This window comes from Methylomonas sp. DH-1 (assembly GCF_046097555.1).
GTDB classification, from domain to species: domain Bacteria; phylum Pseudomonadota; class Gammaproteobacteria; order Methylococcales; family Methylomonadaceae; genus Methylomonas; species Methylomonas koyamae.
This window is the reverse complement of record NZ_CP143090.1, coordinates 149,480-174,004: the sequence shown is the minus strand read 5'-3', so window position 1 is coordinate 174,004 and position 24,525 is coordinate 149,480. Positions and strand designations below refer to the sequence as shown.

Here is a 24,525-nt window from a genome sequence, read left to right as displayed (position 1 = left end):
TAGGAAAATGTGTAACAACACGGTTTTGTTATGAAAAAGTATGGCTGGCTACAGTGTATTCTATTTATCGGCTGTTACCTGCTGCTCAACGCGGCTTATTTTAATATCCCATTCAACCTGTTCAGCCAAGTGCTCTATTATCATGGGGTTGTGAGTATTTGCGCCGATTTAGTCAATCTGGTGGCTCCATTGGAACAGGTTGCGGCAACGCAGAATCATCTCATTTCCGCCAAAGCGGACCTGGAAATCGTGCGCGGGTGCGATGGTGCCGGGGTGTTGTTTTTGATAGTTTCGGCCATTGTGGTTTTCCCTGCGAAATTCGGCAGGAAGCTGATCGGCTTGGGACTTGGCATCAGTTTGATTTACAGCATCAATTTATTACGTATCTGCGTTCTGTATTTTGTTATCGCCTATCATCCTGATTGGCTGCAACTGCTTCACATCTATGTAGCACCGACACTGATGGTGATTGTTGGTTGCCTCTATTTCGCCTGGTGGGCATTCGTATCGACAAGTCAACTTCATGAGCCGGCGTGATTTAATTTTTCTAACCTTGAAAAGTTTGCTGGCTTGGCTCGCGTTGTCATGCTTGGTTTTTTATCTTGGGGAGTGGCTGGCAAAAGGACTGTTTCCTTTGATTAAGGCTGTCATGATCTCGATGGCGCCTGATTTGTCACCCAGCTTAAAATTGGTGAAATCGCTGCAATCCCAACTGGATTATTCGATTGAATTATCTGCCTGGGTGCTGCAGCCTATTTATTTGAACTCCAATCATTTCATTCCACCGCAGACCGAATTGAAGTCATCGGCTCATTTGATTCATAGCTTTGTCCCATTGGTTATTGAAGGGGTTATTCTGTTGGCTTGGCCGGTGCAGTGCTGGCAGCAGCGATTGCTATTGATCGGTTTGGGTTTGTTGACGGCGGTTCTGGTCGTCATGGCGACGTTGCCGGCGCAATTGTTAGGCAAATTGGAAATCTCCTTTCAAGATATTGCCGTTGCAGGTCAAAATCCTCGGCCTGTACCCTTGTTTCTTGATTGGATGGTGTTTTGCGAAGTGGGTGGGCGTTGGCTGTTAGCGATTGTTGCCGCTTGGTTGTGTGTTCAGTTACAGCGAATATTTCTTCGAAAATGATCGCTCGGAACGTCCGCTTTTAACTGCTTGGGTTTGAGTAAATCCATTCGTAAAAAAATCCGACTGACCGGTTTGGGTCGCCTTGTGACTGCCAGCTATTCAGATTGATCGGTCGAAAGCCGTCATTGAATTCCATTACCCGGAGGTTCCCTTTAGCGAAATTCCTAGCCTAGAATGCAAAAAGCCATTTTTTCCAAAGATATCGGAATTAACACTCCGAATCATTTTGGCGTGATTGAGATCGATATTTTCTCGAATTGGACCGGTAGCTTTTTACCCACTTCCTTACCAAGTTCAATAACAAGAAGTGGAATGTTGGGAAATCGATTCCGAAATCGGTTGATTGAGTATTCCGTGCAAGTCGAACAACAATTGATCTCCGTTACTAAGGTGACAGAAGCGAGGTCGTCAGGGCGCTTTACGTGTTGCGAATGCCAAATAGCTCGTTCGCGCTGACTTTCGAGAACCGATTTATAGAAAGTGTTTATAGGGAGATTACCGCTAAATGCATTCTGGCGGATGCCGGGAGTTGCAAAGAGATAATTGAGCAGCTTCGGTTCGGTATGGAACTGCGCCATTCCATCGCAGCCAAAAAACTCTGTTTTCGGCATGAAAGCATACAAATTCGGTATCAAGTTCAATCCGAGCCTGATCGATTCTGGCATTGCGCTGTCATTAGAATATGCTGTAAGCACATCTATGGTATTGTCTTTGAAACGTATTAGCGCTAGGCAGATGTTATGTCCCTCGGCGTCATAATTGACTTTATAGCTCAACGCGCGATTTAACTCGGCGCGTTTCAAAGCAATTGCCATCTCGGCATCTTTTCGACCCCATTCCGCCATTGCCAATTTTCCCCGTCCAAATTTCCGCTACTCTAGCATTATTGTCTCTGGTGCCGTTGACTTTGGCAAAATAAAGATGGTATGACCTTACAGGTGGAGGGAGTGCTTAAAATCATGGGCGACCTCTTCAAACAAAAAACCTGTTTATCACAAGCCTGATCCTCAAACCCGCTGGCAAAGTGCATTTTAAAAGCATTTAGCCAGCGGGTTTTAATTTGCGTTTTGTGCACAATAGCCACCAACACAGGAGGCTAGCATGGAACCTACCAAGATCCCCCGCTTTATCGATGATCCACCTATTCTGTTGATTTGGACCGCCCACGACTTGGTCATTGTGGTGGCCATGATGTTGCTTGGCATCTTCATCGATCATCTGTTGTATTGCTTGATCGCATCGTACTTCGTGATCAAGTTCATCCGCCGATTCACCGATAACCGGCCGAACGGCTTTTTGGTACACGCAGCTTATTGGGTCGGTTTACTCCCAACCAACGCGATATCGGTCCCTAACCCCTATATCAGGAAGTACTACCAATGAAGCTGAGTGTATTTTTACAGTCGTGGGGTTTTGTCCAAGCGGAAAACCGCCTACACAGGATTTTGTTGATCGGTTTGCTCGCAACCAACGTCATCACGGCGTTCGCCGCGTTACGAACGGAACGGACAGTGATCATGATCCCACCCAATCTTACTGAGAAGGTCGAGATTTCCCGGCAGGAGGCGTCTGCCCAAACCAAGGAAGCGTGGGGTCTATTTCTAGCGCAATTACTTGGCAACGTAACCCCCAACACACTGGATTTCGTAGGCAACGCAATATCCCCATTACTGTCATCGGAGATCCATCGCGAAATAATCAATGCAATGAACGATCAGATCAGTGCTTTGAAGATTGACAAAATATCGACTTCTTTTACGCCGAATCAAGTGTATTTCGAACAAGAAACCAACAAAGTGTTCGTGACTGGCCAGCTCATAACCAAAGGTCCAAACGATAAACCCGAATCATCCTTTCGCACCTACGAGTTTCAAATCGCGATTGTTAACTACAACCCGGTGGTGAGCGACCTCAACGTCTATCAAGGGGAACCGAAAACCAAAGAGTTTTTAGAAATGCAAAAGCAAATGGAGGCGTCCACACATGCAAATCCGTAAATGCGCGTTAATGATTGGCCTGTTTGGGGTAGCTTGCTGTGCCGTCGCCGAACCTCAGTCGTTAGACTTGTTAGCGGTTCCAGCCGATGTATTGAAAACCGTTCAATCCGCGGAAACGGCGCCCGCCGGCGGCATCGCCCCGCAAACCATCAAAGTCTCGGCCGGGATCAATGAGATTATCACGGTGGCGCAAAACCATCTGAATCGAATTGTGACGCCGTTTCCCAGTCCTCGCGTCAGAACGGTCAGTCGCGCCGAAACGCAAGTGGAGGGCAATGTGGTCTATGTCGCCAGCAATAGCGAAGATCCGGTCACTCTATACATAACGCCGGGCGAGAACGAATCGCTTGCCATATCGCTGACGCTGGCGCCGAAACTGATTCCGCCCCGTGAGATTCGGCTTGAACTCGCCGGCGTCGAATATTCTCGCCTGACTCAGACGCAACCGGCAGCCAAAAAAAGCGGTAACGTCGACGATACGGTTCAACAAGAGCATGTCGCGCAACTGAAAGCCACCCTGAGAGAACTGGCGTTAATGCAAAGTCCCAATGGATTCAGTGGCCGCCCGGTATCGGCGAACGAAACCGTTTATTGCGACCAGCAGGGCATTCAAACTACCGTCGGCCAAGCCTTTGATGGACGCAATACGACGATCTTAATTGCAAAAACGGTCAATACCACCCCTCAGCGCATCGAACTCGACGAGCGTTCTTGTATTGGTCAGGGAACCGGGCTTAGCGACATTGTGGCGGTGGCGGCCTGGCCGGATGTGTGGCTGGAACCCGGACAATCGACCGAGTTGTTTGTGATAGTGAAGCAACGAGGCCTAGCCGAAGAACAGATCAGACCGTCGGTCTTGCGATAAGGGCGGATTATGAAGAACACGCTACTTGAAAAATGGGACGCGCTCAATCCTTCTTATCAACGAGTAATTGTCGTCACTACGATTGTTGCAACGCTGATGGTGGCAATCAGTTTGATGTTGGGCGACGCCCCGCCGCCGGTACAAAATGCCTCGAAAAAGGACGTTGCTCGGCATATTTTCACCGATGCAGATCCCAGGTCTTTAGGAATCGACGGTCTTGGGGCACAAATTCGCAAACTCCAGGAGGATCAACATGCAATACGCTCGCTGCTAGACGGCGTAGTCGCCCAAAATAATCAATATCAAGCGTCAGATCAGCAACGGATCAAACAATTGGCCGATCAAACTGGTCAAACCGCTCAAACACAAATCGAAGCGCTGAAAGCGGAAATCGATCGCTTGAAAACCGAAAACAAAGCGGAACCTTCGGGGGCTCAGACAGTGTTGCCTCCCGATGCCGGCGCAAAGTCTCACCAAGCCAAGGAGCGAGTCACCAACGCCGACAATTTGTTTAATCCGCGGGCCTATCAAGACCCGGCGGCGATGCCTGTTGATCCGATTGCATCGAACCCGGCGCGGGACTCGGAGCGAAATGCTCTGCAAATCCGAGTGATCAAGCAAGCTGCCAGCACCGATCCTGAAACCAAGAAAAAGGTCGAAGTCGCGGAGACCAAAAAAGCCGAACAAGAAAGCGTCCTCATCCCGGCAGGCAGTATTTTATCGGGCAACCTGTTGAACGGTATGGACGCTCCAACCGGGAGTAGTGCACAGAAAAACCCATTTCCGGTGTTAGTGCGCTTAAAAGCCGACGCCATCCTGCCGAATCGGTATACGGCTGACGTCAAAGAATGTTTTGTGGTCAGCTCCGGATTCGGCGACTTGAGTTCGGAACGCGCCTACATTCGGGCGGAATCCATTTCCTGTGTACGCCAGGATGGCGGTGTTATCGAAGTGCCCTTGGATGCGTATGCGGTGGGCGAAGACGGCAAGGTTGGTATTCGCGGACGCTTCGTCAGCAAACAAGGCGCTTTACTGCGCAATGCACTGTTGGCCGGCTTTCTGCGCGGATTCTCGGATATGTTTGGTCGAACGCAAACCCAGGTGCTGGCGTTGGCCGGACCCGCTGGCGTGGCCACAACCCCGTTTCAACGCTCCTTTAGCCAGGATTCGATAGAGGGAGGGGCCTTACGGGGAACCGGGTACGCCATGGAGCGCTTGGCAAATTATTACATCGATTATGCGGAGAACCTGTTCCCGGTGATCGAGATCGATGTGACCCGCAAGATCAATTTAGTCGTGCAACGCGGCACCAAGTTGCGGTTGCTTGAAAAAAGTTAATCAATGAATGGAGACCCCATGAAATTACTCCCTGCAATTTTCCTCTTAGTGGTGTCCAGTCTGGCTGTCGCCGGTCAGCCACCCGTGGCAAGTCCTGAAGTCTCGACACCGACCGAGGCCGCATTGTTTGCGAAAGGGGCCATTAACGCGATGAAGGCCTTGCCGATCGATGGCTTCAATATGGTAGAGGCGGGCGGCGAGACCTACTTCATATCCCGCAACGGCCGATTTGCCTTCAAGGGCCAATTAATGGATACCTGGTCGAAAACACCGATTACCCGGATCGAACAAGTCGATTCCGTGATGAATCGGATTCCGCTAGCCGACATGAAACTCAACATCGACGAACTCGGCCCGGTGCTGGTGGGCAAGGGCAAAACCTCTGTTGTGGTATTCGTCGATCCGCAATGCCGCTACTGCAAAAAGTTGCAGCAGCAGCTACCGGCACTCGCCGATCGTTACACCTTCAAGATTATCCCGATCGCGGTATTGGGACAGGAGTCGACGATTCTGGTCAACAAAATCGAATGCCTGCTCCAAACCAAGGACAAGGAAAAGGCGACGACCGCACTACTCAATCAGGACTACGCTGGGTTGCCGGAACAGCTTCCAGGCAACTGCGACAAGGAGCCCATGCAGAAAGCGGTGATTACTTCCGCCATCTTGGGATTGACCGCGGTGCCGTTTGTTATTGCCCAGGACGGTCGTACCCACAAAGGCGCCCCGGACGATTTAGCCGGTTGGCTGAATAGCACTCAAAGCGTCTCAACTGCAAAACAATAAGGTGAAACGCATGTTCAGATCAGTTTTGTTGATCGTGTTGGTACCGCTACTCGGTGCTTGTACGCTGATTCCGGATTCGTATGGTTGTAAAGGGATGCCGGATGATCCGATTTGTATTTCCGCCGAACGCGCCTATCAAGTGACCGATAATGCGTTGCCTGCCGGTGAGGGAACTGCACCCAGCGAAGCGACCAAGCCGCAACCAGTGACCCTGACCGGCAGTGGCCGGGAACAATCGCCAATGCCGCATATCGAGGATCCCACCCCGATACGCACGCCATCCGAAGTCATGAGAATCTGGATCGCGCCCTGGGAGGACAAAGACGGCGACTTGAACGTATCCGGTTATGTGTTTACCGAGATAGAGCCGAGACGTTGGATGATCGGCAAGAAATCCGTAACGCAAAATCCGCAATTGCGCGCCCTGCAAGTGGAACAACGTGAACCGCCCAAAAAGGATAAATTCGATCTCGATGGACTGGTGGACGGTAAAAAAATGGGGGGAGGTGGTGGCAAAATGCCGGAAGGATTCGAGTCGCTGTTAAAAGCAAAATCGCCGTTTTAGCAATCGAATAAACCACCAGGCGGTGAGTTAGGCGTTAGGTCGCCAACCGGGCGTTGCCGCGCCCGAGATTTGGGTTTAACGCCTATTTACTCACTTTTCTGAAAGGTATAACCATGAAACAAATGAAAAATCTGGTAAAGATCAAATTGTTGGTCGCCCTTGTCGCCGTGGCGGGAATGTTTCTGTTTTCCTCCGAATCGTTTGCCGGTACCGGTAGTACCGAATTCAACGCCGTGTACACCTTGTTGACCAACTGGATGCAAGGATCGTTGGGCAAATTGATTGCGGCGGCGTTTATCGTCGTCGGGCTGATTGCCGGCGTATTGCGCAATTCCCTGATGGGTTTTGCGGTCGGTGTCGCCGCCGGTCTGGGTTTGTTTACCGCCCCTGGCATCATCAACGCCGTCGTTACCGCGACGTGGTAATCCTATCGATTCCGTAATCGATAGACCGTGATCTGGGTTTGGAATTGCAATCCTTTAAGTGATTGTGATCACACCTTGGATAACGAGGTCCGGCGGGAAACCGCCATCTGACTTTCAGGATGGGTCATGAAAGTGAGTCCTCGGAATAACCAGAATGGCCGGTTAAAGGTCCAGGTTTTTAGCAGCGATGGCACCGAGCTGGTGCCGTGTAATGCGGCAAGAGCCAGAAGGCTTGTCAAAAACAAGAAAGCGAAGGTTCGTACCGTTAACCCTTACTCGATAGAGTTAAACAGAAGCGTAAACCCCGATGCCTAAACAGAGTTACCACAGAATCGACAATTTATTCTCCGTGTTGGCGTTCGATCCCGATAACAATCTGTTCTTGGGAGAAGACGCCAGCTTGGGATTCGGTTTTTTGTGCGAGCCGCTTTTCGGAAACGATCCGTCGATCGCCGATCGCATCAACGTTTTGTTGAACCAGGAATGGCCGATCGACACCTTGCTTCAGGTTGGCCTATGGGCGTCTCCCGATATCGACACAGTGATGGCCACTTTGAAGACGCGCCGAATGGAGCAACAAAATCCGTTGTATCAAGCCTTGGTGGCGTCCAATGTGGACTATCTGCGTGGAGCCACTCAGCATCCGATCGATAAAGCCTTGCCGACACGAGTTAGGCGGTTTCATGTGCTGGTGACTGCGAAGATACCGTTGTCGGGGGCAAAACCCACTCAGAAAGAATTGAGACATGCGTCGGAATTGCGCTTGGCTGCGTTTCAAGCGTTAGTGACGAGTGGATTAAGGCCAAAGACATTGACGGCCGACGTGTATGTGCGTCTGTTGAACACGATGTTGAATTGGCATCCCGAAGCCAGCTGGCACGATCTAGTGGTGCCCGAGTGCGATCCGCGTAAATTGATCCGCGAACAATTATTCGATTTCGATAACGAACTGGCGGTCGATCAGACCGGCGTGACTCTTGGCAGCAAACGGGTGAAAACCTTATCGGTCAAACGGCTGCCGGATCAAGTGTATTTTGGCTCGGCCCTGAGCTATTTGGGGGATCTACTGAGCGGAGCCCGTGGTATTCGGGACAATGTGTTGATCTCCGTCACACTGCATTACCCGGATTCTGAAGCCACACGGATGAAATTGGAGACCAAACGTCAATTCACCGCCAATCAGGCGGTGGGACCGCTATTAAATATCGTCCCGCAGCTAGCGATCCGAAAACACAATTTCGACTTACTCTTCGACGCGCTGAACGATGGTGATCGCCCCATCCGCACTTATTTCGGCATGGTGTTGTTCTGCGATCCTTATGAAGAATCCCAAGCAGTGTCCAATGCGCGCACCTATTACCGGGAGCTGGGTTTTCAGCTGCTCGAAGACCGGTATTTTAGTTTGCCATATTTTCTGAATTGCCTGCCATTGGGCGCGGAACTCAGCCAAGTGCAAGTGAGTAACCGCTATATCACGATGGCAACCCGTCACGCGATTCCGCTGTTGCCGATGTTTGCCGATTGGTCGGGGACTGGCTCGCCGGTACTCAACTTTATTTCGCGCTCAGGACAACTGGTCAATGTCTCGTTATTTGATTCCGGATCGAATTTCAATTGTTGCATCGCCGCGCAATCGGGGTCCGGTAAATCTTTTTTGACCAATGAAATTATCGTCAATTATCTCACCGAAGGGGCGCAGATCTGGGTAATTGACGTCGGCCGTTCCTATCAGAATCTGGCCGATACGCTGGACGGCGAATTCATGGAATTTACGGCTGACAAACAGATTTGCCTGAATCCCTTCGAGTTGGTGCAAAACTGGGAAGACGAAGCCGATGTGGTGGCCGGATTGGTTACCGCGATGGCGGCGCCCACCGAAAAACTCAGCGACTTTCAGACCGCCGGATTAAAGCGGATCTTAAAAGGACTGTGGGATGAAATGGCGCAAAAGATGACCGTCGACGATATCGCTCAGCGGTTGCGGGCGGAATCCGACCAAAGACTGAAGGATGTCGGCGAACAGCTTTTTCCCTTCACGTCGACCGGCGAATATGGCCGGTTCTTCAACGGCGTCAACAATGTTCGGTTTCAGAATAGTTTTACCGTGTTGGAGTTGGAGGAATTGAAGGGGCGCAAACACTTACAACAAGTCGTGTTGCTGCAATTGATCTATCAGATCCAACAGGAAATGTATCTCGGAGAGCGCGATCGGCGCAAGATCGTGATCATCGACGAATCCTGGGATTTATTGAGTATGGGGGACGCAGCGACCTTCATTGAACATGGTTATCGACGGTTCCGAAAATACGGCGGTGCCGCGGTGACGATTACCCAGTCGGTCAACGATTTGTATCGCTCGCCGACCGGCCGAGCCATCGTCGAGAACTCGGCCAATATGTATCTGTTAGGCCAAAAACCGGAAGCGATCGACACCATTAAAAACGAGAATCGTCTGCCGCTCTCCGATGGCGGAATCCAATTGCTCAAATCGGTTCACACTATCCCCGGCGTCTACTCGGAAATTTTCTTTATCACCGAATATGGTCAAGGCATCGCCCGGCTGGTGGTCGATCCCTACAAACGCTTGCTGTATTCGACCAAGGCCGAACACGTCAACGCGATCAAAAATCTGAAACGGCAAGGCTATTCGACCGATGCCGCCATCCGCCATTTATTGCTACAACAGGAAACACGCCATGTCGCTTAAATCATTGATTGCCGTTGTTTTGGCCACCATTGCCGTCAGTGTGTCGTCCAGCTATTGGCTGGTAAGGCATTCGCTATCGACCGAGTTGGAAAAACTGAACTTATTGACGCCGGTGTTCGTGATAGACCGGACCGGGTGGACCCGAAATCTGTCGAAAGACGCCAGTCAAGATGCCATCAAGCAGGCCATGAATGAATGGCAGGCCAAAATCTCGCATTTGGTGGATTCCGGTTTCGTGGTGGTCGATGCGAACATGGTGGTCGGTGCGCCGGAGGATGTCTATGTCGGTGAGTAACCCCCTCGATCAAAAAGTATTTTGGTTTAAAAAAGCCCTCCCGACGCTGATCGCGATTGTGATTGGCGGTGCTTATCTCGAAAATCGGTTTCGCATTGGTATCGACGATCAGAAAGATCGGTGTTTGCCCGGCAATCACCGCTGGTTCGTGGTCGACACCTACGCCAAAGACATTCGCCGAGACGATCTGGTGGCGTTTGGCGCGGATCAACGCATGGCCATGGCGCCCTGGTTTTCGTTTACCCACATCGTGATCAAGATCGCGACCGGTGTGGGTGGCGACACCGTAACGGTCGATACTAAAACCGCGCGAGTGAACGGTAGCGTGGTCTCCGAAGGGTTGGCGTTGGCGGGTAAATTAAAGCAACCGGCCGCCGCGTTTATTCGGACCGAGATTGTCACAGACGGCGAATTGTGGGTGACAGGCACAACCGAGAATAGCTTCGACTCCCGCTATTGGGGCGTGGTGCATCCCGATCAGATTATCGGCAAAGTCTATGCGTTGCCATTTTAAGCCCATAGCGGTGGCGGCGGTACTGATCGGTGGGTCGGTACCAATGGCCGGCGCCGATACCGATTGGTTGGAGCGTTCGAAGGCGTTGATGCAGCACGCTCAACAAGGACCGCGTCCGGCCTGGTTGGACACCAATCCGCACGCCGCGAATGCCAAGGCGCTGGCCTTGGAAACCTTAAAGCATGCGCCTTCACCGCAACCCTTCGCCAAGCCGAAGCGTGATCAACGCCGGCATTATGTCCTGTACGCTTCGACGTCCTTGGGTCGGACCGGCCTGCTCAATCTATTCGAAGCGGCCGCCGGCCGAGACGATGTGTTAGTGGTTTTCAGGGGTATTCGCGACGGTCAGCGGGTTCAGGAATTTATTCGCGAAATTCATGGTTTGGCGCAAACGCTGGATGCTCAGAGGGTTCCGTCTATCGAACTGGATCCGACCCGTTTTCAGAATGCCCATATTCAGGTGGTGCCGAGTTTGACGGTGGAGGAGGGCGACCGTGTTCTGGCTAAGGTGGAAGGGGTTACCGATATCGCCTGGTTGGAGGCACAGTTAAAATCGCGTCAGGCGCCGGATGATCGAGTCGTGGATCTGGGCGTACACGGCGATACGCAGGCTATCGCCGAGCTGGATTTGATCGAGGTGATGAAGACGCGAATGGCCGGCATCGATTGGGCAGCTAAGAAACGCGAAGCACAGGCCCATTTCTGGCAAAAAGCCGAACTATTATCGCTCGTGACGGCACGACAAGATCGCGAGCGGTTGATTGATATCACCGTGACGGCGCCAAGAGACGTCGTCACCCCGGCAGGACAGATCATCGTCCGACAAGGGCATCGTATCAATCCGCTGAGTCAACTGCCTTTTACCCAGCGTCTGGTGGTCTTCGATGCCACGCAACCTGATCAAGTCGCGGCAGCTGAGCGCGAGGGAAAGGCGGTGACAGGCCGTCCGGTGACGTATTTGATTACCGGGTTGGAACGGGACCAAGGATGGCAGGCGTTCAATGCGCTCGAACAACGGTTGGGACAATCGGTGTTCTTACTCACCGCCGACGTGCGGCAACGTTTTAATCTCGAAGCGGTTCCCAGCGTTGTCGAACAAGACGGCATGCACATCAAAGTTAGAGAAATCGCGGTGGCAGGCCATGACTAAACCAGCGACGTGGTTGCAACTGGTATTGCTGTGTGCGTGTTTGTGTTCTGGCCAGTCACGTGCTGCGGACGCCCTATGTCCGGACGCGGAACTCTGGTCAGGGAAATTGATTACCGATATCTGCTGGGGATGTTTGTTTCCGATTCGGCTGGCCGGCGGTGTGCTGGATTTTCGCGCGCCGCAATCAAAAGGTAGCGGCGATTCATCCGTGGGCGACGATTTGGTTCCGTCGTCCGCCGCCAGTAATGTCTACTGCGTTTGCGACGGCAAAGAGCTTATCCCGGAAGTGGGTATGACCATGGGCTATTGGGGTCCGGCCAGGGTCGTGGAGTTGGTGCCGAATCCTTGGTGCGCGCCGACGCTCGGCGGCACAAAAATCAATCAGTCGAATGTGCGATTGTGGGGTGGTTCGTCGCCTGTTGTATACGACACTGATGAAATAGTCTTCCTCAATTATCACTATTACGCATTCCCGATATACGTCATGCTCGATCTATTCTGGGAAGATCGGTGCTTTGCCGACGGATACAAAGATTTCGATTTGCTGTATGTCTCGGAACTGGATCCGACCTGGAACAATGATGAATTGGCATTCTTCACCAATCCTGAGGTCGTATTATTTGCCAATCCAGTGGCATTGGCGGCGTGTTCGTTCGATGCTATTGCGGCGTCCGCCGGCCGGCCGATTGACGAAATGTTCTGGTGCGCCGGGGCCTGGGGTGGCATCTATCCGTTGTCCGGTCACGCCCATCCCGGTGAAGGCATTGCGCCGCGTCAAAGCAGTTTGTTGATGACACGAGCTACGGCCGCACTGCATCGGCGCGGCCTGGCCCATAGAACCGTTGGCGATGATCACGTCTGCGGCGGGACGATTTCCCCGTTTATTCCGAAATCCCAATACGCTACCACCATGTTTTACCCAGTGGCCGATACCCAGAGCAAACATGCGATTGGCGAAAGTGATTTGCTATGGGGAGCAGGCCATTCTTATCCCGGTTCCGGCGAATACCACGTCTACATATTGTGGCGATGGACTGACTGTTGCATAGGATTTTAAGATGGCTATCGAATTTTCCGAGCGCACATCTACCCGAGCCATTTGCCATTTCTTGATGGTGTTGTTGATTTGGGTGCCGACCCATGCGGTGGTCGCTGACACTATGATCGAATCAGCCAAAATTGGACAACAGACCGGTGAAAGCGCCGTCAGCGGGTTTGTAATGCCGACACTCAGCGCCGATCAAAAAAGCTTGGTCCTTTTTCCCAATACCGGTAAGGACGTATCGGTCCCGATCAGCGAATTGTATCCGGATTCAGAAACGGGTAACGCCACGACCTTCACCCAGTTATACGGCAAAAACGCAGCGACCATCAAAGCCGGCAACGACATGCAAACGAGCATGGAAAGCCAAACTAGCCATACCGGCGAAGCGTACCGGACTCTAATCAAGTCGGCGAATCGGGCGCATCCCAATCTATTCGATGATCCCATCTGGGGAACGACGGATTATGTCATGCAGAACCACGATCTGTTCTCGCAATATTTCACCGACTGTAATAAGGAGGTCAAGGCGACACTCACCCCCGGTAAAGGCACGCAACCGGATTACAAAACCTGTCGGCGTAACCCTCCCATTACCAATACCTGCGTCGCCAGTCACGATGTACTGCTAGAGCCGGTCATTCTACCGGCCCAAGGGGAAACCAAAATTGCATCCTGTGGGGACGGATGCGTGGATCTTTGGGTGGGCATTGTGGGTGACAACTACTGGTGCGACGGCGGCTGCGCCCATCCCACTGTGTCCAGCCAATACATTGTGAAGCATCCGGAAGCAATCATTTCCGCGACCATCCTCTATGCCCAATGGGATGACTATATGCGGGTTCATATCAATGACCAGCTGGTCTGGACGGGTTACAACGGCTGGGCACCGTCGCCCAAGTGCGAAATGTCGACCAGTTGGCAGGCCTATCCCAACATCAATGTGACAGAACCTTTTGTCAACGCCCGGAAGAATTCCATCCTGAAATTCAATGCGGAGGCGTTGGTCTCAGGATGCGGCGAAGCCTTTGCGCAAATCCGACTGAAATACGATCCGCTGAAAATTATTATTCGGGACGAATGGACCATGAACGACAAGTCCTGCCAGAACCTAATTAAGGCGGCGGACGACGGAATTTGCAAAAACGTGAAAACCACATGTGATATCAACGCCGGGATCAAGATCGGCGACAAATATTGCATGGCCATCACCACTTCGGTGGGGCAAATGTGGGTGTGCGAACCGAATTTCAAAGACGCACCTTTCAAAAATATTCCGGAAACCTGCACCAAAGCGACCATGACCGCGACGTGCAATTCCAACGATATTCCGTGTTGGACAAAGCCGGACGGAACTAAACAGTGCGTCAGCGATATTGAAGCTCAGGTGCCGGAGACCTGCGCAACCCTGGAAGCGCGCGGCTGTGCCTTCGTCCGATCCGAGTGCGTCGACGGGACGATTGGCGCTAGCGGAAAGTGCTGGCTGTATCAGGATACCTATGATTGCGGAAAGGAATTCGGCGTGATAAAGGCGACGGCGTCCGTGAAACCGGACTGCGGCGAAACGGTGCGCTGTATGGGCGAAGATTGTGTTGATATTACCCGCACACAAAGCCAGGATTTTACCAATGCCTTGGCCGCGTTGAATTCGGCACAACAAGCGGCGATGGATAAAACCTGTAGCGATCCGAAAGATGTGACCACCTGCAAGGTCTTCGAGGGCAAGGGAGGGTCATGCAAAGTAGTCAATCTGACCAGTGAAATCGATTGCTGTAAATCGCCAACCTCCATCGGCATCGGCGAGTACATCGATCTGATGTACAAGGTCAGTAAAACCCACAACATTGTCATGCGCTTGGATAAAACCAACCCGATTCGCGGGGCATGGCAAACCTTAAGCGACCCTTTGATCGATGCCGGTGAGGCGGTTTATACCCCCATTAAAACAGCCTGGGATAATGTGTTGCTTGAGCTCGATTCTGTCGTCGATAACATTGGCTCCGAGTGCACGGCCACCTTTTCTAAATCAGCGTATTTTAATGTGGTCAGTTCATTGCGGAATATGGCTATGGAAAAAATGGTTTCCTGGACTGCTGATATTTTTGGTCCACAAGCAGCGAATGCGCTATTCAGTGTTGCAGGTAGTCAAGGGGCGTCCTCAGCTGTGGATGCGGCCGGTAATTTGCAAGGGACTGGTGCGAACCTCCAGTTAGGAGGAGGGGCGGCTTATATCGGGACGATGCTCAACGTCATCATGATCGCCTATGCCATCTATCAAATTCTGAACATGGTCGTGCAAATGATCTACAAGTGCGAGCAGAAAGAATACGAATTGATGGCCAAAAACGCCGTGAAAGCCTGTAGTTTTGTCGGACAGTACTGCGGCTCCAAGATACTGGGCATGTGCGTTCAACAGAACTACGCCTATTGTTGTTTCAACTCGCCGTTGGCCAGAATACTGCAGGAACAAATCCGGCCGCAATTAGGCAAGGACTTCGGACCGCCTAAGTCGCCCCAGTGCGAAGGCATTGCAATCAGCGAACTGCAAAAAGTCGACTGGAGCAAGGTTCATCTGGACGAATGGATTGGTATTCTCACCAGTACCGGGCGATTACCGACGGCGCAAACCCCGGAAAAACTCAATTTGGACGTGTTGACCGGCGCCAGTTCCGATTTGAATTATAAGGGCGACCGTCGCAATACGGCGGACCGTAATATTCTGCGGTTGCAAGGCATCGACATGAACCAGACCCGGCAAGACGCGGAGGAGCAAGGCTGGTCTATGGGTCCAGGTCTCGCTCCATCTAAACCTTAAGGAAAACTGCCATGACATCAACCATCGTTCGCTCGCTAGCCGCCGCCATCGTGTTTTCCTTGACGGCGTGCGCTCCGGCCTCCCGGCCCATTGCGATTTCGGAGTCACACCGTAAAGTGCTGTCGACCGACGAAGCGCATCAAATTTCGTTTTTAATTCGCGATGTACTCGGTAGCCGGAGTAAAAGGCAAGATGTTCAGGATTTAATGTATCAACAATTCCAGGCCAAGCAGTTTAAGACCCGCAAAGAGGCAATGGCTGCGATACCAGCCGGTGGGTCCGATCCGATACGGAATATGGCCGAAGACGCCAGTTTCGTCGGGGCGGTGGCCACTGGCGCACCGTTGTCCCCGGCCGGAATGGACGTCAGCACTGGCATCGGAATGGCGGGATTGGCACTGAGCCTGTTAACACCCTCTGCAAAGCCGGCCGACTTGTATAAAGTGTATGGCCGCTTGTATATGGACGAGAGCTATGCCAATTCACTCAGCATCCCGGTCACTGCTCGCTTGGATATGATTCGCCGCTTCGAAACCGCTGTGCGGCAAGCCGGATTGACGGCGACGTGCCAGGATAACTGCGGTGATGACAAAAACGTACGCTGGCGGGTGTATAGCCTGACGGGTGGCGGCGAACCGTTGTGGGCAGTATTGCGTCTCGCCGATATGGAGCCGGCGCCCCGCGATCCCGCGCGCGACGAAATCTTAGGTTACCCGGTAATTTTGCAAAGTGCCACGGATAAAGACGATAGCGTGGCCACGGCCCACAGCCTGGTAATCCGCCGGGCGCCACCGGTACCGGCCATCTTCGATCCCGCGAATCAGTTTCAGGATGCGGGACAAACCGCGTGGGATAACCCGAAAGCTCGTCAAGTCTTGCGCGGCATGACGGCCGACGGCCATTGGTTATTCGCTTGGTGTCTCAGTGAAGGACAACACCTCGCAGCCTGGAAAGGGCGATTATTCGCGATATCGCAGCCGAGCTATTGGGTGGATATCCGAAATTCCATTGACTATGAAATTCTGGAGTGAAAACAATGACCGAAAACTCGACTACCGTAAACGCCTTGCTAGAAATCGTCAAAAGCAACGCGGATGTCATGCGCCAAACCCAGCGCATCAATACCGCATTTAGAACGCTATCGCTATTGGCGGTATTGAGTTTTTTAGGACTGTCCGTCTACTCCAATTGGTCGTCTCTGACTAACCGGAATCAACCCCATGTCGCGATGGTGCGTATTAGCGGCGAAATCGCCCCGGACGGCCAAACCAATGCCGATAGCGTGATTGCCAGCTTGCGCACCGCCTTCGAGCAGAATCAGGCGAAAGCTGTGATGCTGGAAATTAATAGTCCCGGCGGGACGCCGGTACAAGCCGGCATGATCTTCGATGAAGTGCTACGCCTAAAAACAAAATTTCCGGATAAGAAAGTAGTGTCCGTGATCAGCGACCTTGGCGCCTCCGGCGGATACTACGTAGCAGTGGCCGGTGATGAAATCTATGCCAATCGGGCCAGCATGGTCGGATCGATCGGCGTGCGAATGGACTCGTTCGGATTTACCGGCATCATGCAAAAACTGGGCGTTGAGCGCCGATTGTATACGGCTGGAAAATTCAAGGGCGTCGGCGATATGTTCTCCGACCCGGAACCCGAAGCCGTCGAACAGCTGCAAACCATGTTGTCTCACGTACACCACCAATTCATCGAGGTGGTGAAAACGCACCGCGGGAATCGGTTGAAAGACGATCCGAATCTCTTTACGGGAATGGTCTGGAGCGGAGAAGACGCGTTAGGACTTGGCTTGGTCGATGGTATGGGCGATCGCCGCAGCGTGGCGGAACAAATCCTGAAGTTCCAGAAAATCGTCGATTACACTCAGCCGGCCGATGTGTTCAGTAAATTGAGCCAGATTCAGGCCACCGCGAGTTCGGCGATATCCACCGTGATGGGTCTGGTGTCAATGCTTGCAGCTATGCCGATGACCTAGGGGATGACAGAGAGATTGCCCAAATATTACACAGTTTTCTAACTGGTTGAATTGTGGGGGCGTTTGCCGATGATTGACTGATTTGTCACAAGCTTGTCCACAGATTTTGTGGATAAGTCGGTGATTGCCGCGCTTAATTGATGTCGGATCGGCCTTTTGGGCTCACCACGTCGAATGCCGTCGGAGCGCGTAACTCTAAGCGGCTGAGGCCGTTCCGGAGCAATTCGTTACGCCATTCGAGGAGTTTTTCGGCCAGCTTGAACAGGCGCATTTCATCCAATTCGGTTTGTCCGGGTGAGCTTTGGGGCTGAGAAGGAATCGCGCCTAATTCGGCGTCGACGTCTCTTACTGCCAGAGCATGGGCGAGTTTCAACCAGAATTGATCCTCATTTAACGACTCGCTGAAGATTTTGTAAATGAGTTTTGATTCTAAGGAGTCGGACACCATTCGGTGAGGGAGTCCGGGGATATCGACGACCAAATCGGCACATTGGAACCGTTCGGCGTAGCTCAAAAGTTTTTCGATCAGCGCGCGATAAGGCTCGGTGGACTTGAGGTTCTTCCGTTCTGCACTGAGCACGCACCTGTCAGCCAAGAACAAAAACTCCAGTAATAACCTGTATTCATCTTTCGAAATAGAAATTTCCATGTCATCGATCATCAGGGTACTCGTTGAAAAGGGATTGAAACGGCCAGGGGGCCTGAGTAGGTGAATTTCAGAGGCATTTAGCCAGCGGGTTTGAATTTTTAAAAACGAGATAATGAAACCATGAATCCATGTCTGCTCCTATTGCTGTCCCTGCTGCTCCCGTTGACGGCTCGATCCGATGAGGGTGAGCCGTCTTTTTTTCTGGACAAACAGCGGGGATGGTTTTGGCGTGAAACAACTCCTGACACTAGTATAGAGCAAACTCCCAGTCCGCCTCAGACAGAGGAAAAGATTTCATCAAATCCTAATCCTCCCTCTGAACCCCCTCGGCCGCCCGAATACCTCTCTGCTGAATGGTTTAGAAAAAATCTCGAACACTACAAGGACGCCGCCATCGATTACCCCACTGAAAAGAACGTGGCGGCTTACTACTATTTGCAACGGGTAATGATGGATAAAGCTCAGAAGTTTGCCACTGTAGCACAAAGGGTGGTTATGACCGATCCGCGGCTGGACGAGAATAACCGCCGGCCGCTGGCCACGTTTGCATCCAATGCTGCCAATCAAATGGCGACACAGGCGAATGAACAGGCCATGTCGACGATATCCAAACAAGCGGGCCTTTTGTTTTTTTTCCGTTCGGATTGCCATTTTTGCGAAGCGCAAGCGCCCTTGTTAACGGTGTTGGAGCAGCGTTTCGGTTTCAAAATTTATCCGGTGTCTTTGGACGGCAAGCCGATGCCGTCCGGATTCTATAAGCAATTCAGATCGGATACCGGACAGGCGAAGGCGTTAGGCGTGATGTCCACTCCGGCTTTGTTCTTAATGAAGCCGCCAAACGAAATCTTGCCGATTGCCCAAGGTGTCGTGTCGCTGGATGATTTGACCTCTCGGGTATTGCTGTCGGCCAAAAGCGCCGGGTGGATATCGGATCGGCTATTTAGCACGGCGCGCGGGGTGACAGATTCAACTTTTTTGATTCCGGAGGCGGGAGCCTTAACCGAATCGGTAATGAACGATCCTGGCCGATTGGTCGAGGCATTGCGCGCGCAACCTGTGCTGCCTTAACCGTTATTATTCATTAGCCTACTGGGAGCTGTTATGGGGCACTTGCGTATTACTCGAATCATCCTTCTGGCGTGGATGCTAGTGCTGCCGGCCAGTGGGTTCGCCGACTTGCAACAGGAATTGGATGCGATGTTCGGCACGATGACCAATGTCACGACGCCAACCGCACACCTAGGCCAGAGGCGAGGGGTCATTACGGGTGGATCCGTAGTCTCCCGTAATAAAATTGTGGAAACCAACTTGGTTTCCTTTCAACCCCCTTCGTTTAGCGCCGGTTGTGGCGGTATCGATTTATTTGGCGGTAGCTTTTCTTTCATCAATAAGGACCAGTTCATCACCTTGATGCGCTCGGTCGCCGCCAACGCAACGGGTTATGCCTTTCAATTGGCTATCGATGCGATGTGTAATCAGTGCGGAGTTCTTATGTCCGGCCTGCAAAAACGGATCCAGGACCTTAATCAAATGTTCTCGAATTCGTGTCAGTTGGCTCAAGGCATTGTGAACGATGCCACCAGCTTGTTACCGGCATCGGTCACCGAGAATATGAAAAAATCGAAAATCTCATTTTCTAAGGGGGTTACCGATGTCTTCGGGGCGCTGACCAACACTTCGACACAAGGCGACCCGACTAAACAGGTCTCCAACAACGCGCCTACCGAAATGAAGAAGATTATTCAGGGAAACCTCGTGTGGCGAGCCTTGAATGAGAAAAATGCAAGAAGCTGGTTCCAATTTGGCGGCGTGGATTTGCTCGAAGCGATGATGAGCATTAGTGGAACCGTGATTGTTAATGAGCCGTCCGCTGCGAGCGACGGCCAGGGAGATACCAATCCTGTCGTTGTTTTAAACGGCATTATCGGGATGAAAGAGCTATTAAACGGTTCGGGTAGCGGCAGTTATAACAAAGTCAAAATCTACGATTGCGATACGACTGAAATCGACGGTTGTTTGAATCCGGTCATTAAAGACGTGACCTTAGTCGGGCTGCGTAAACGAGTGTCCGACTTGTTGATTGGTAATAGCGTCAAACCGGGTTTGGTTTACAAGTTCGGCACCAATACCGGCGAATTAACGCCCGATGAAATGGCATTTATGGAGTTGGTACCGGGGGCCGTCGCCGCGATGATCCGGAACATGGCCAGACAGGATTACGGTATGGCCAGATTGTTTGCGGAAGATGCGGCGCCGGCAATCGCGCTGGAGTTAGCACAAGCGATGGTCCAGAACTTATACGATGCCGCCCGTTATGCTTCCTCACTTGAAGATAGCGCGTACGCCGCGAAATTGGCCGATACCTTAAGCGTGGCTAGGCAACAAATCGAAGACGATTCCACTGAATTGGCGATGCGATACGGCAATATTAAAGCGGTGGTCGACTTTTACTCGAACATCATGAAAGCCACCCCAACCCGTAACTACGCGGCATTCGATCAAACCGGCGCTAGCGCCGCCAATTATCCCACTCAGGAGGAAACCAAGTGATTTACGAAATATTTTCGATTGGAGACTCCCAATTCCTCGCGGCGATACTGAATGCGATCGCCATGATTTCGTTAACGGAGGATTACAAAGGGGCAGCAGCCGTCGGCGCATCGCTTGGGGTGACGATGGTGATGCTGCGTGGTTTGACCCAATTCAATGCTAGTGGCATCCGCTATCAGGATGTGTTTGCGTCGATGCTGATCTACACCGCCCTCTTTGCGCCAGGTGTGACGGTTAAGGTTGAAGATGCCTACTCGGGTAACGTGGTTGTGGTCAACAATGTGCCGTTTGGGCCGGCGGTAGCGGGTTCCATCCTGTCCAATATGGGTTACCGCTTGACGCGTTTGTTTGAGCAAGGATTTTCGGTACCGAGTATGACCGAACACGGGTTCGCGGATCCGCTCAATACCTTAATTACTGTCCGAAAAAACCTGTTATCGCGGATAACTCTGGGAAAAGCCAATTCACCGAGTGCCAAGGTCGATCTGGAAGCTTCGTTCGTCAATTACGTAAAAGAATGTACGTTAACCGGGGTCGATTTAAATCAGACCACGTTAGACGCGATCATGCGTACGGCGAGCGTGATGACGGCGATACGTTTCAATTCCAAAATCTACACCACAGAAGTCTATTTGGGCGCAGGTCCGACGGTATTGACCTGTACCGATGCCTATGCAGCGCTGGATGATTACATTACCAAGTATGGCATTACTGGTTTAGAAGATTTACTGCAACAAACCTTGAATCTCGAAAGGTCGGAGGACGTGTCCACGCGGATCAGCGATGCGTTAACGGCCTTATCCAATAGCACGATCAGTGCGAACGATTACATGCTGGCGAGCCTGATCGTGCCAATGTTCGAAAAAGGTATCGTCGGGCGCTACGAAGATGGCTTGAAGTGGAACAAAGCGGCCATGGTCCATCAATCCATCCAGCAACGCAACATGCAATGGGCCGCAGAACAGACGCTGTTTACCCGGATCGTCCGGCCGATGATGACCTGGATAGAGGGTCTCAGTTACGCCATTACCCCGCTCATGGTCTTCGCCGTCATGTTGGGGTCTGCCGGGATTTCGATGGTTGGCCAGTATTTCAAAATGCTGTTATGGATCCAACTGTGGATGCCGATCATGGCGGTCATCAATTTGTACATCACCATGTCGGCTCTCGGCAAAATGGACGCCTTGGATGCGCAAGGCTTCAATATTCCCTCCATCGAAGGGATTTACCAAATGGATATGGTGTTACAAGATTGGGTAGCAATCGGTGGCATGCTGGCGTCTTCGACGCCGGCGATCGCCTTAATGCTGGTCTACGGCGGCTCGGTCACCGCCACTCATTTCATGGGCCGCATGCAGAGCGGAGATTATATCGACGAGCGCGCAGGATCGCCTGCCGTGTTGGCGACGGCCCCGGTGTTTGCCAATCAGTCGGCCTATCAACACTCTCCCCTTAAAGGCACGCACCGAACCGGCGCGGAAAATGTGCTGCCGACCTTCAATGTGTCCCGCGAGGCTTCCGAAGCCGTTTCGTCGTCATCGAACTATATGCGCCAGGCCGGTGCTCAATTTATGAGTTCACTGGCGAATTCGGCCGGCAACAGTTTTGCCTCGAATCGAGACGCATCGACAGGGCACTCATTTTCTCGCCGGCTCAACAGCAGTTCGTCGGAAACTGATAAGCTGATGCGCAGCGAAGGGTCAGGGTACGCACAACGGTATAGCGATACCGATATGACCTCGGATCAATTTGCCTCGGTGTTATCAGGCGCCATGGCGCTGGGTGGCAGTGGACTGGAACGAAAAGGTGGCGATGGAGCCGAAGGTAATTCTAAAGGTGGCTCCAAAAAAGACATGCTTCAAGCCAATATCAGCGATAGGTTGCAAAGCCAATTCGGCTTAAACAGCCAACGTTCAAACGAAATCGCCAACGATATGGCCACGCGCTTGACCGAAGATGCGGGATTTCAAACTGACTTAGCGCGCAGCGTGGCAACCGATGCGCAGTCCGGTACCCGCGAAGTTGTGTCGCTGGGTCTTAACAACCAAACACTACAAAGTTTGCAATCGTCTGCCAATGATGTGTTGTCCGCTTCGGAAGCCTATAGCGCCACGGCGTCGATGCAAAGCCGCCTCGGCACGAATGCACAATTCGGCGCATTGGAATCCGGACAGGCGATCAGTACAAAACCCGGTTTAATGAGCCGCCTGAATAATGAGTTAACGCGGTTTGGGTTAAGCGGCGACGCACAGACACTCGCCAGTGACTGGCGAGCGTCAGGCTTAATTACGGATAAAGATCAAGCGTACGCGGCGGCCGGCATGTCATTACTCACCGGACATTCGCCGGCGAGATTCAGAGCTATGAATCCAAGCGAATCCCAGCAGGCAAAAACTGCAGGGTTTGAATTACTTCGCGACTCGTTCGCAGCTGAAACCGGGCAGCATGCCGACCCGAACAGAAATGCCGGTCTTCGAGCAGATGCGCCGGCTTACGGCACTGCGCACTCGGTATTCGATCGAGCCGGCGTGGTCAGTCCGCGTGGGGCCGCCGGCAATTTGCCGCAGCAGGTCGATGGACGGATGGCCGAAATCGGGAATGACGTGCACAACGGCGACGCAAGCGTACGCGAGTTTCATGCGAAAGAGACTAACGAACTTAATGCGGGCAAGCATGAAGAATTTTCGGCAATGGCCGGAGCCAAGGCGAAGTACTTTGCTCAAGAGATTAATCATCTGGCAAGAGGGGGTAAATCAGTTGCCGAAATGAATTATGACGCAGTTGCAGGAACTCTTTACAGTGCGAGAAATTATGTAGAAATGCTTGGAAATTCGGCTTATTCAGGCGCCAATTCATTTTTCGAAAACATGTCGAACAATGTGAACAATGGCGACAATTATTTGACGGCAGCTGAAAAAGCCTTCAACAACGTATCTAGTGAAGCGGGTGCGCAAGCCATCGACGTGTGGCGGGATATGAAAGGAAACGAAGTGGCTCACCAACTGACACCAAGTCAGCTCGAATACTATAAAGCAGCTCTTACTGAAACAGTTGTGGGAATAAGGCCAGCCGAATATGGTCTTTGGGACGGGGCAGGAACGGCTGCCGCGCGAGAGAAATTGGATTCAGAACACGGCCCGGCTATTGGTGGCGATATCGCTGAATTGCTTAATCGAGCGGCGACCCAAAATAGACCGGACTTGATTCGATCAATCGGAAACTACAATGACGCTTTAAAAAAAAACAGTGATGCCGGATCAGTAGATTCACAGACTGCGCATCAACCGAAAGTCGATCACACTTTGCCTAGCCATTTGAAACCAATTTTCGATCGAGTGGAAAGTCAATACGGTCTTCCATCGGGCATATTGGCCCGTATGGGCGCAGTGGAATCGACGTTCAACTCACACGCCGAATCGGAAAAAGGAGCGAGAGGCGTTATGCAATTGATGCCAGACACAGCCGATAGATTTGGTGTTACAAAGCCAGAAGATCCGGAGCAAGCGATTGATGGGGCGGGGCAGTATATGCGGTTTTTGATTGATCGCTACCACGGTAATTTAACATTGGCGGTGGCGGCTTATAATTCAGGCGAGGGTAATGTCGACAAATACAAGGGCATTCCGCCCTTTAGAGAAACGGAAAAGTATGTTCGTGATGTGTTAGGCTAACTAAATGTTATTACGTAAAGAATAGCAAAGCCCAACC

At 52.0% G+C, this 24,525-nt stretch carries 23 protein-coding genes; 21 read left to right on the top strand and 2 right to left on the bottom strand.

The window, feature by feature from the left end:
* The first annotated feature begins 30 nt into the window (after window positions 1-30).
* Together xrtM and VXJ35_RS23360 are read left to right on the top strand one after the other, a co-directional pair.
* The gene (xrtM, locus tag VXJ35_RS23365; protein WP_064023760.1) at window positions 31-537 is read left to right on the top strand and encodes an exosortase family protein XrtM; all 507 of its coding nucleotides are present in this window, start codon (window positions 31-33) and stop codon (window positions 535-537) included.
* The gene (locus VXJ35_RS23360; RefSeq protein WP_064023759.1) at window positions 524-1,135 is read left to right on the top strand and encodes a hypothetical protein; all 612 of its coding nucleotides are present in this window, start codon (window positions 524-526) and stop codon (window positions 1,133-1,135) included. Before xrtM ends, VXJ35_RS23360 begins: the two co-directional genes overlap by 14 nt.
* Before the next feature lie 221 nt (window positions 1,136-1,356).
* On the opposite strand, the gene VXJ35_RS23355 is transcribed toward VXJ35_RS23360, so the two are convergent.
* A complete protein-coding gene (locus tag VXJ35_RS23355) occupies window positions 1,357-1,980 on the bottom strand; it encodes a hypothetical protein (RefSeq protein ID WP_064023758.1) in 624 nt (207 codons plus the stop codon).
* A gap of 256 nt (window positions 1,981-2,236) precedes the next feature.
* On the opposite strand from VXJ35_RS23355, the gene traL reads away from it, so the two are divergent.
* From traL to VXJ35_RS23275, 16 genes are all read left to right on the top strand, one after another.
* Window positions 2,237-2,518, top strand: coding sequence for a type IV conjugative transfer system protein TraL (gene traL / locus VXJ35_RS23350; RefSeq protein WP_054759564.1), 282 nt, complete (start codon window positions 2,237-2,239; stop codon window positions 2,516-2,518).
* Window positions 2,515-3,132, top strand: a complete 618-nt coding sequence (locus tag VXJ35_RS23345) for a TraE/TraK family type IV conjugative transfer system protein (protein ID WP_054759565.1) — start codon at window positions 2,515-2,517, stop codon at window positions 3,130-3,132. Before traL ends, VXJ35_RS23345 begins: the two co-directional genes overlap by 4 nt.
* Window positions 3,119-3,997: a type-F conjugative transfer system secretin TraK gene (locus tag VXJ35_RS23340; RefSeq protein WP_082881135.1), complete on the top strand. Its 879-nt coding sequence runs from the start codon at window positions 3,119-3,121 to the stop codon at window positions 3,995-3,997. Before VXJ35_RS23345 ends, VXJ35_RS23340 begins: the two co-directional genes overlap by 14 nt.
* Window positions 3,998-4,006: 9 nt before the next feature.
* Window positions 4,007-5,335 carry a TraB/VirB10 family protein gene (locus VXJ35_RS23335; RefSeq protein WP_064023757.1) on the top strand — a complete coding sequence of 443 codons (1,329 nt, stop codon included), beginning with the start codon at window positions 4,007-4,009 and terminating at the stop codon, window positions 5,333-5,335.
* Window positions 5,336-5,338: 3 nt separating this feature from the next.
* Window positions 5,339-6,118 carry a DsbC family protein gene (locus tag VXJ35_RS23330; protein ID WP_082409676.1) on the top strand — a complete coding sequence of 260 codons (780 nt, stop codon included), beginning with the start codon at window positions 5,339-5,341 and terminating at the stop codon, window positions 6,116-6,118.
* 10 nt (window positions 6,119-6,128) lie between these two features.
* Window positions 6,129-6,683, top strand: a complete 555-nt coding sequence (locus tag VXJ35_RS23325) for a TraV family lipoprotein (RefSeq protein WP_082881147.1) — start codon at window positions 6,129-6,131, stop codon at window positions 6,681-6,683.
* A gap of 113 nt (window positions 6,684-6,796) precedes the next feature.
* A complete protein-coding gene (gene traA / locus VXJ35_RS23320; RefSeq protein WP_231879341.1) occupies window positions 6,797-7,108 on the top strand; it encodes a TraA family conjugative transfer protein in 312 nt (103 codons plus the stop codon).
* A gap of 126 nt (window positions 7,109-7,234) precedes the next feature.
* On the top strand, window positions 7,235-7,423 hold the full coding sequence (locus tag VXJ35_RS23315; protein WP_064023754.1) for an RRXRR domain-containing protein: 189 nt from the start codon (window positions 7,235-7,237) through the stop codon (window positions 7,421-7,423).
* The gene (gene traC, locus VXJ35_RS23310; RefSeq protein ID WP_064023753.1) at window positions 7,416-9,815 is read left to right on the top strand and encodes a type IV secretion system protein TraC; all 2,400 of its coding nucleotides are present in this window, start codon (window positions 7,416-7,418) and stop codon (window positions 9,813-9,815) included. The genes VXJ35_RS23315 and traC overlap by 8 nt, the downstream gene beginning before the upstream one ends.
* Complete coding sequence (locus VXJ35_RS23305; protein WP_064023752.1) at window positions 9,805-10,110, top strand: hypothetical protein; 306 nt, start codon at window positions 9,805-9,807, stop codon at window positions 10,108-10,110. The genes traC and VXJ35_RS23305 overlap by 11 nt, the downstream gene beginning before the upstream one ends.
* Complete coding sequence (locus VXJ35_RS23300) at window positions 10,097-10,624, top strand: S26 family signal peptidase (protein ID WP_082881134.1); 528 nt, start codon at window positions 10,097-10,099, stop codon at window positions 10,622-10,624. The genes VXJ35_RS23305 and VXJ35_RS23300 overlap by 14 nt, the downstream gene beginning before the upstream one ends.
* Window positions 10,608-11,774, top strand: a complete 1,167-nt coding sequence (locus VXJ35_RS23295; protein ID WP_064023750.1) for a TrbC family F-type conjugative pilus assembly protein — start codon at window positions 10,608-10,610, stop codon at window positions 11,772-11,774. The genes VXJ35_RS23300 and VXJ35_RS23295 overlap by 17 nt, the downstream gene beginning before the upstream one ends.
* On the top strand, window positions 11,767-12,831 hold the full coding sequence (locus tag VXJ35_RS23290; protein ID WP_064023749.1) for a TraU family protein: 1,065 nt from the start codon (window positions 11,767-11,769) through the stop codon (window positions 12,829-12,831). Before VXJ35_RS23295 ends, VXJ35_RS23290 begins: the two co-directional genes overlap by 8 nt.
* Before the next feature lies 1 nt (window position 12,832).
* Window positions 12,833-15,631: a conjugal transfer mating pair stabilization protein TraN gene (gene traN, locus VXJ35_RS23285; RefSeq protein WP_064023748.1), complete on the top strand. Its 2,799-nt coding sequence runs from the start codon at window positions 12,833-12,835 to the stop codon at window positions 15,629-15,631.
* An 11-nt stretch (window positions 15,632-15,642) separates the two neighbouring features.
* A complete protein-coding gene (locus VXJ35_RS23280) occupies window positions 15,643-16,662 on the top strand; it encodes a hypothetical protein (protein ID WP_157198345.1) in 1,020 nt (339 codons plus the stop codon).
* A gap of 5 nt (window positions 16,663-16,667) precedes the next feature.
* The gene (locus VXJ35_RS23275) at window positions 16,668-17,618 is read left to right on the top strand and encodes a S49 family peptidase (RefSeq protein WP_064023746.1); all 951 of its coding nucleotides are present in this window, start codon (window positions 16,668-16,670) and stop codon (window positions 17,616-17,618) included.
* A 133-nt stretch (window positions 17,619-17,751) separates the two neighbouring features.
* On the opposite strand, the gene VXJ35_RS23270 is transcribed toward VXJ35_RS23275, so the two are convergent.
* The gene (locus VXJ35_RS23270) at window positions 17,752-18,279 is read right to left on the bottom strand and encodes a hypothetical protein (protein WP_064023745.1); all 528 of its coding nucleotides are present in this window, start codon (window positions 18,277-18,279) and stop codon (window positions 17,752-17,754) included.
* Window positions 18,280-18,387: 108 nt separating this feature from the next.
* On the opposite strand from VXJ35_RS23270, the gene traF reads away from it, so the two are divergent.
* Genes traF through VXJ35_RS23255 form a run of 3 tightly spaced genes read left to right on the top strand, consistent with a single transcriptional unit; the run spans window position 18,388 to window position 24,488 of the window.
* A complete protein-coding gene (gene traF, locus VXJ35_RS23265) occupies window positions 18,388-19,335 on the top strand; it encodes a conjugal transfer protein TraF (RefSeq protein WP_064023744.1) in 948 nt (315 codons plus the stop codon).
* A 33-nt stretch (window positions 19,336-19,368) separates the two neighbouring features.
* Window positions 19,369-20,817, top strand: coding sequence for a conjugal transfer protein TraH (locus tag VXJ35_RS23260; RefSeq protein WP_064023743.1), 1,449 nt, complete (start codon window positions 19,369-19,371; stop codon window positions 20,815-20,817).
* Window positions 20,814-24,488, top strand: a complete 3,675-nt coding sequence (locus VXJ35_RS23255) for a conjugal transfer protein TraG N-terminal domain-containing protein (protein ID WP_064023742.1) — start codon at window positions 20,814-20,816, stop codon at window positions 24,486-24,488. Before VXJ35_RS23260 ends, VXJ35_RS23255 begins: the two co-directional genes overlap by 4 nt.
* Window positions 24,489-24,525: the final 37 nt, after the last annotated feature.

Coding starts and splice junctions, on each gene's coding strand:
- VXJ35_RS23330 (WP_082409676.1), top strand. CDS start 5,339: ATGAATGGAGACCCCATGAAATTACTCCCTGCAATTTTCCTCTTAGTG.
- traF (WP_064023744.1), top strand. CDS start 18,388: ATGAATCCATGTCTGCTCCTATTGCTGTCCCTGCTGCTCCCGTTGACG.
- xrtM (WP_064023760.1), top strand. CDS start 31: ATGAAAAAGTATGGCTGGCTACAGTGTATTCTATTTATCGGCTGTTAC.
- VXJ35_RS23270 (WP_064023745.1), bottom strand. CDS start 18,279: ATGATCGATGACATGGAAATTTCTATTTCGAAAGATGAATACAGGTTA.
- traN (WP_064023748.1), top strand. CDS start 12,833: ATGGCTATCGAATTTTCCGAGCGCACATCTACCCGAGCCATTTGCCAT.
- VXJ35_RS23300 (WP_082881134.1), top strand. CDS start 10,097: ATGTCGGTGAGTAACCCCCTCGATCAAAAAGTATTTTGGTTTAAAAAA.
- traA (WP_231879341.1), top strand. CDS start 6,797: ATGAAACAAATGAAAAATCTGGTAAAGATCAAATTGTTGGTCGCCCTT.
- VXJ35_RS23325 (WP_082881147.1), top strand. CDS start 6,129: ATGTTCAGATCAGTTTTGTTGATCGTGTTGGTACCGCTACTCGGTGCT.
- VXJ35_RS23315 (WP_064023754.1), top strand. CDS start 7,235: ATGAAAGTGAGTCCTCGGAATAACCAGAATGGCCGGTTAAAGGTCCAG.
- VXJ35_RS23295 (WP_064023750.1), top strand. CDS start 10,608: ATGCGTTGCCATTTTAAGCCCATAGCGGTGGCGGCGGTACTGATCGGT.
- VXJ35_RS23260 (WP_064023743.1), top strand. CDS start 19,369: ATGGGGCACTTGCGTATTACTCGAATCATCCTTCTGGCGTGGATGCTA.
- VXJ35_RS23345 (WP_054759565.1), top strand. CDS start 2,515: ATGAAGCTGAGTGTATTTTTACAGTCGTGGGGTTTTGTCCAAGCGGAA.
- VXJ35_RS23290 (WP_064023749.1), top strand. CDS start 11,767: ATGACTAAACCAGCGACGTGGTTGCAACTGGTATTGCTGTGTGCGTGT.
- VXJ35_RS23305 (WP_064023752.1), top strand. CDS start 9,805: ATGTCGCTTAAATCATTGATTGCCGTTGTTTTGGCCACCATTGCCGTC.
- traC (WP_064023753.1), top strand. CDS start 7,416: ATGCCTAAACAGAGTTACCACAGAATCGACAATTTATTCTCCGTGTTG.
- VXJ35_RS23275 (WP_064023746.1), top strand. CDS start 16,668: ATGACCGAAAACTCGACTACCGTAAACGCCTTGCTAGAAATCGTCAAA.
- VXJ35_RS23335 (WP_064023757.1), top strand. CDS start 4,007: ATGAAGAACACGCTACTTGAAAAATGGGACGCGCTCAATCCTTCTTAT.
- VXJ35_RS23340 (WP_082881135.1), top strand. CDS start 3,119: ATGCAAATCCGTAAATGCGCGTTAATGATTGGCCTGTTTGGGGTAGCT.
- VXJ35_RS23280 (WP_157198345.1), top strand. CDS start 15,643: ATGACATCAACCATCGTTCGCTCGCTAGCCGCCGCCATCGTGTTTTCC.
- traL (WP_054759564.1), top strand. CDS start 2,237: ATGGAACCTACCAAGATCCCCCGCTTTATCGATGATCCACCTATTCTG.
- VXJ35_RS23360 (WP_064023759.1), top strand. CDS start 524: ATGAGCCGGCGTGATTTAATTTTTCTAACCTTGAAAAGTTTGCTGGCT.
- VXJ35_RS23355 (WP_064023758.1), bottom strand. CDS start 1,980: ATGGCGGAATGGGGTCGAAAAGATGCCGAGATGGCAATTGCTTTGAAA.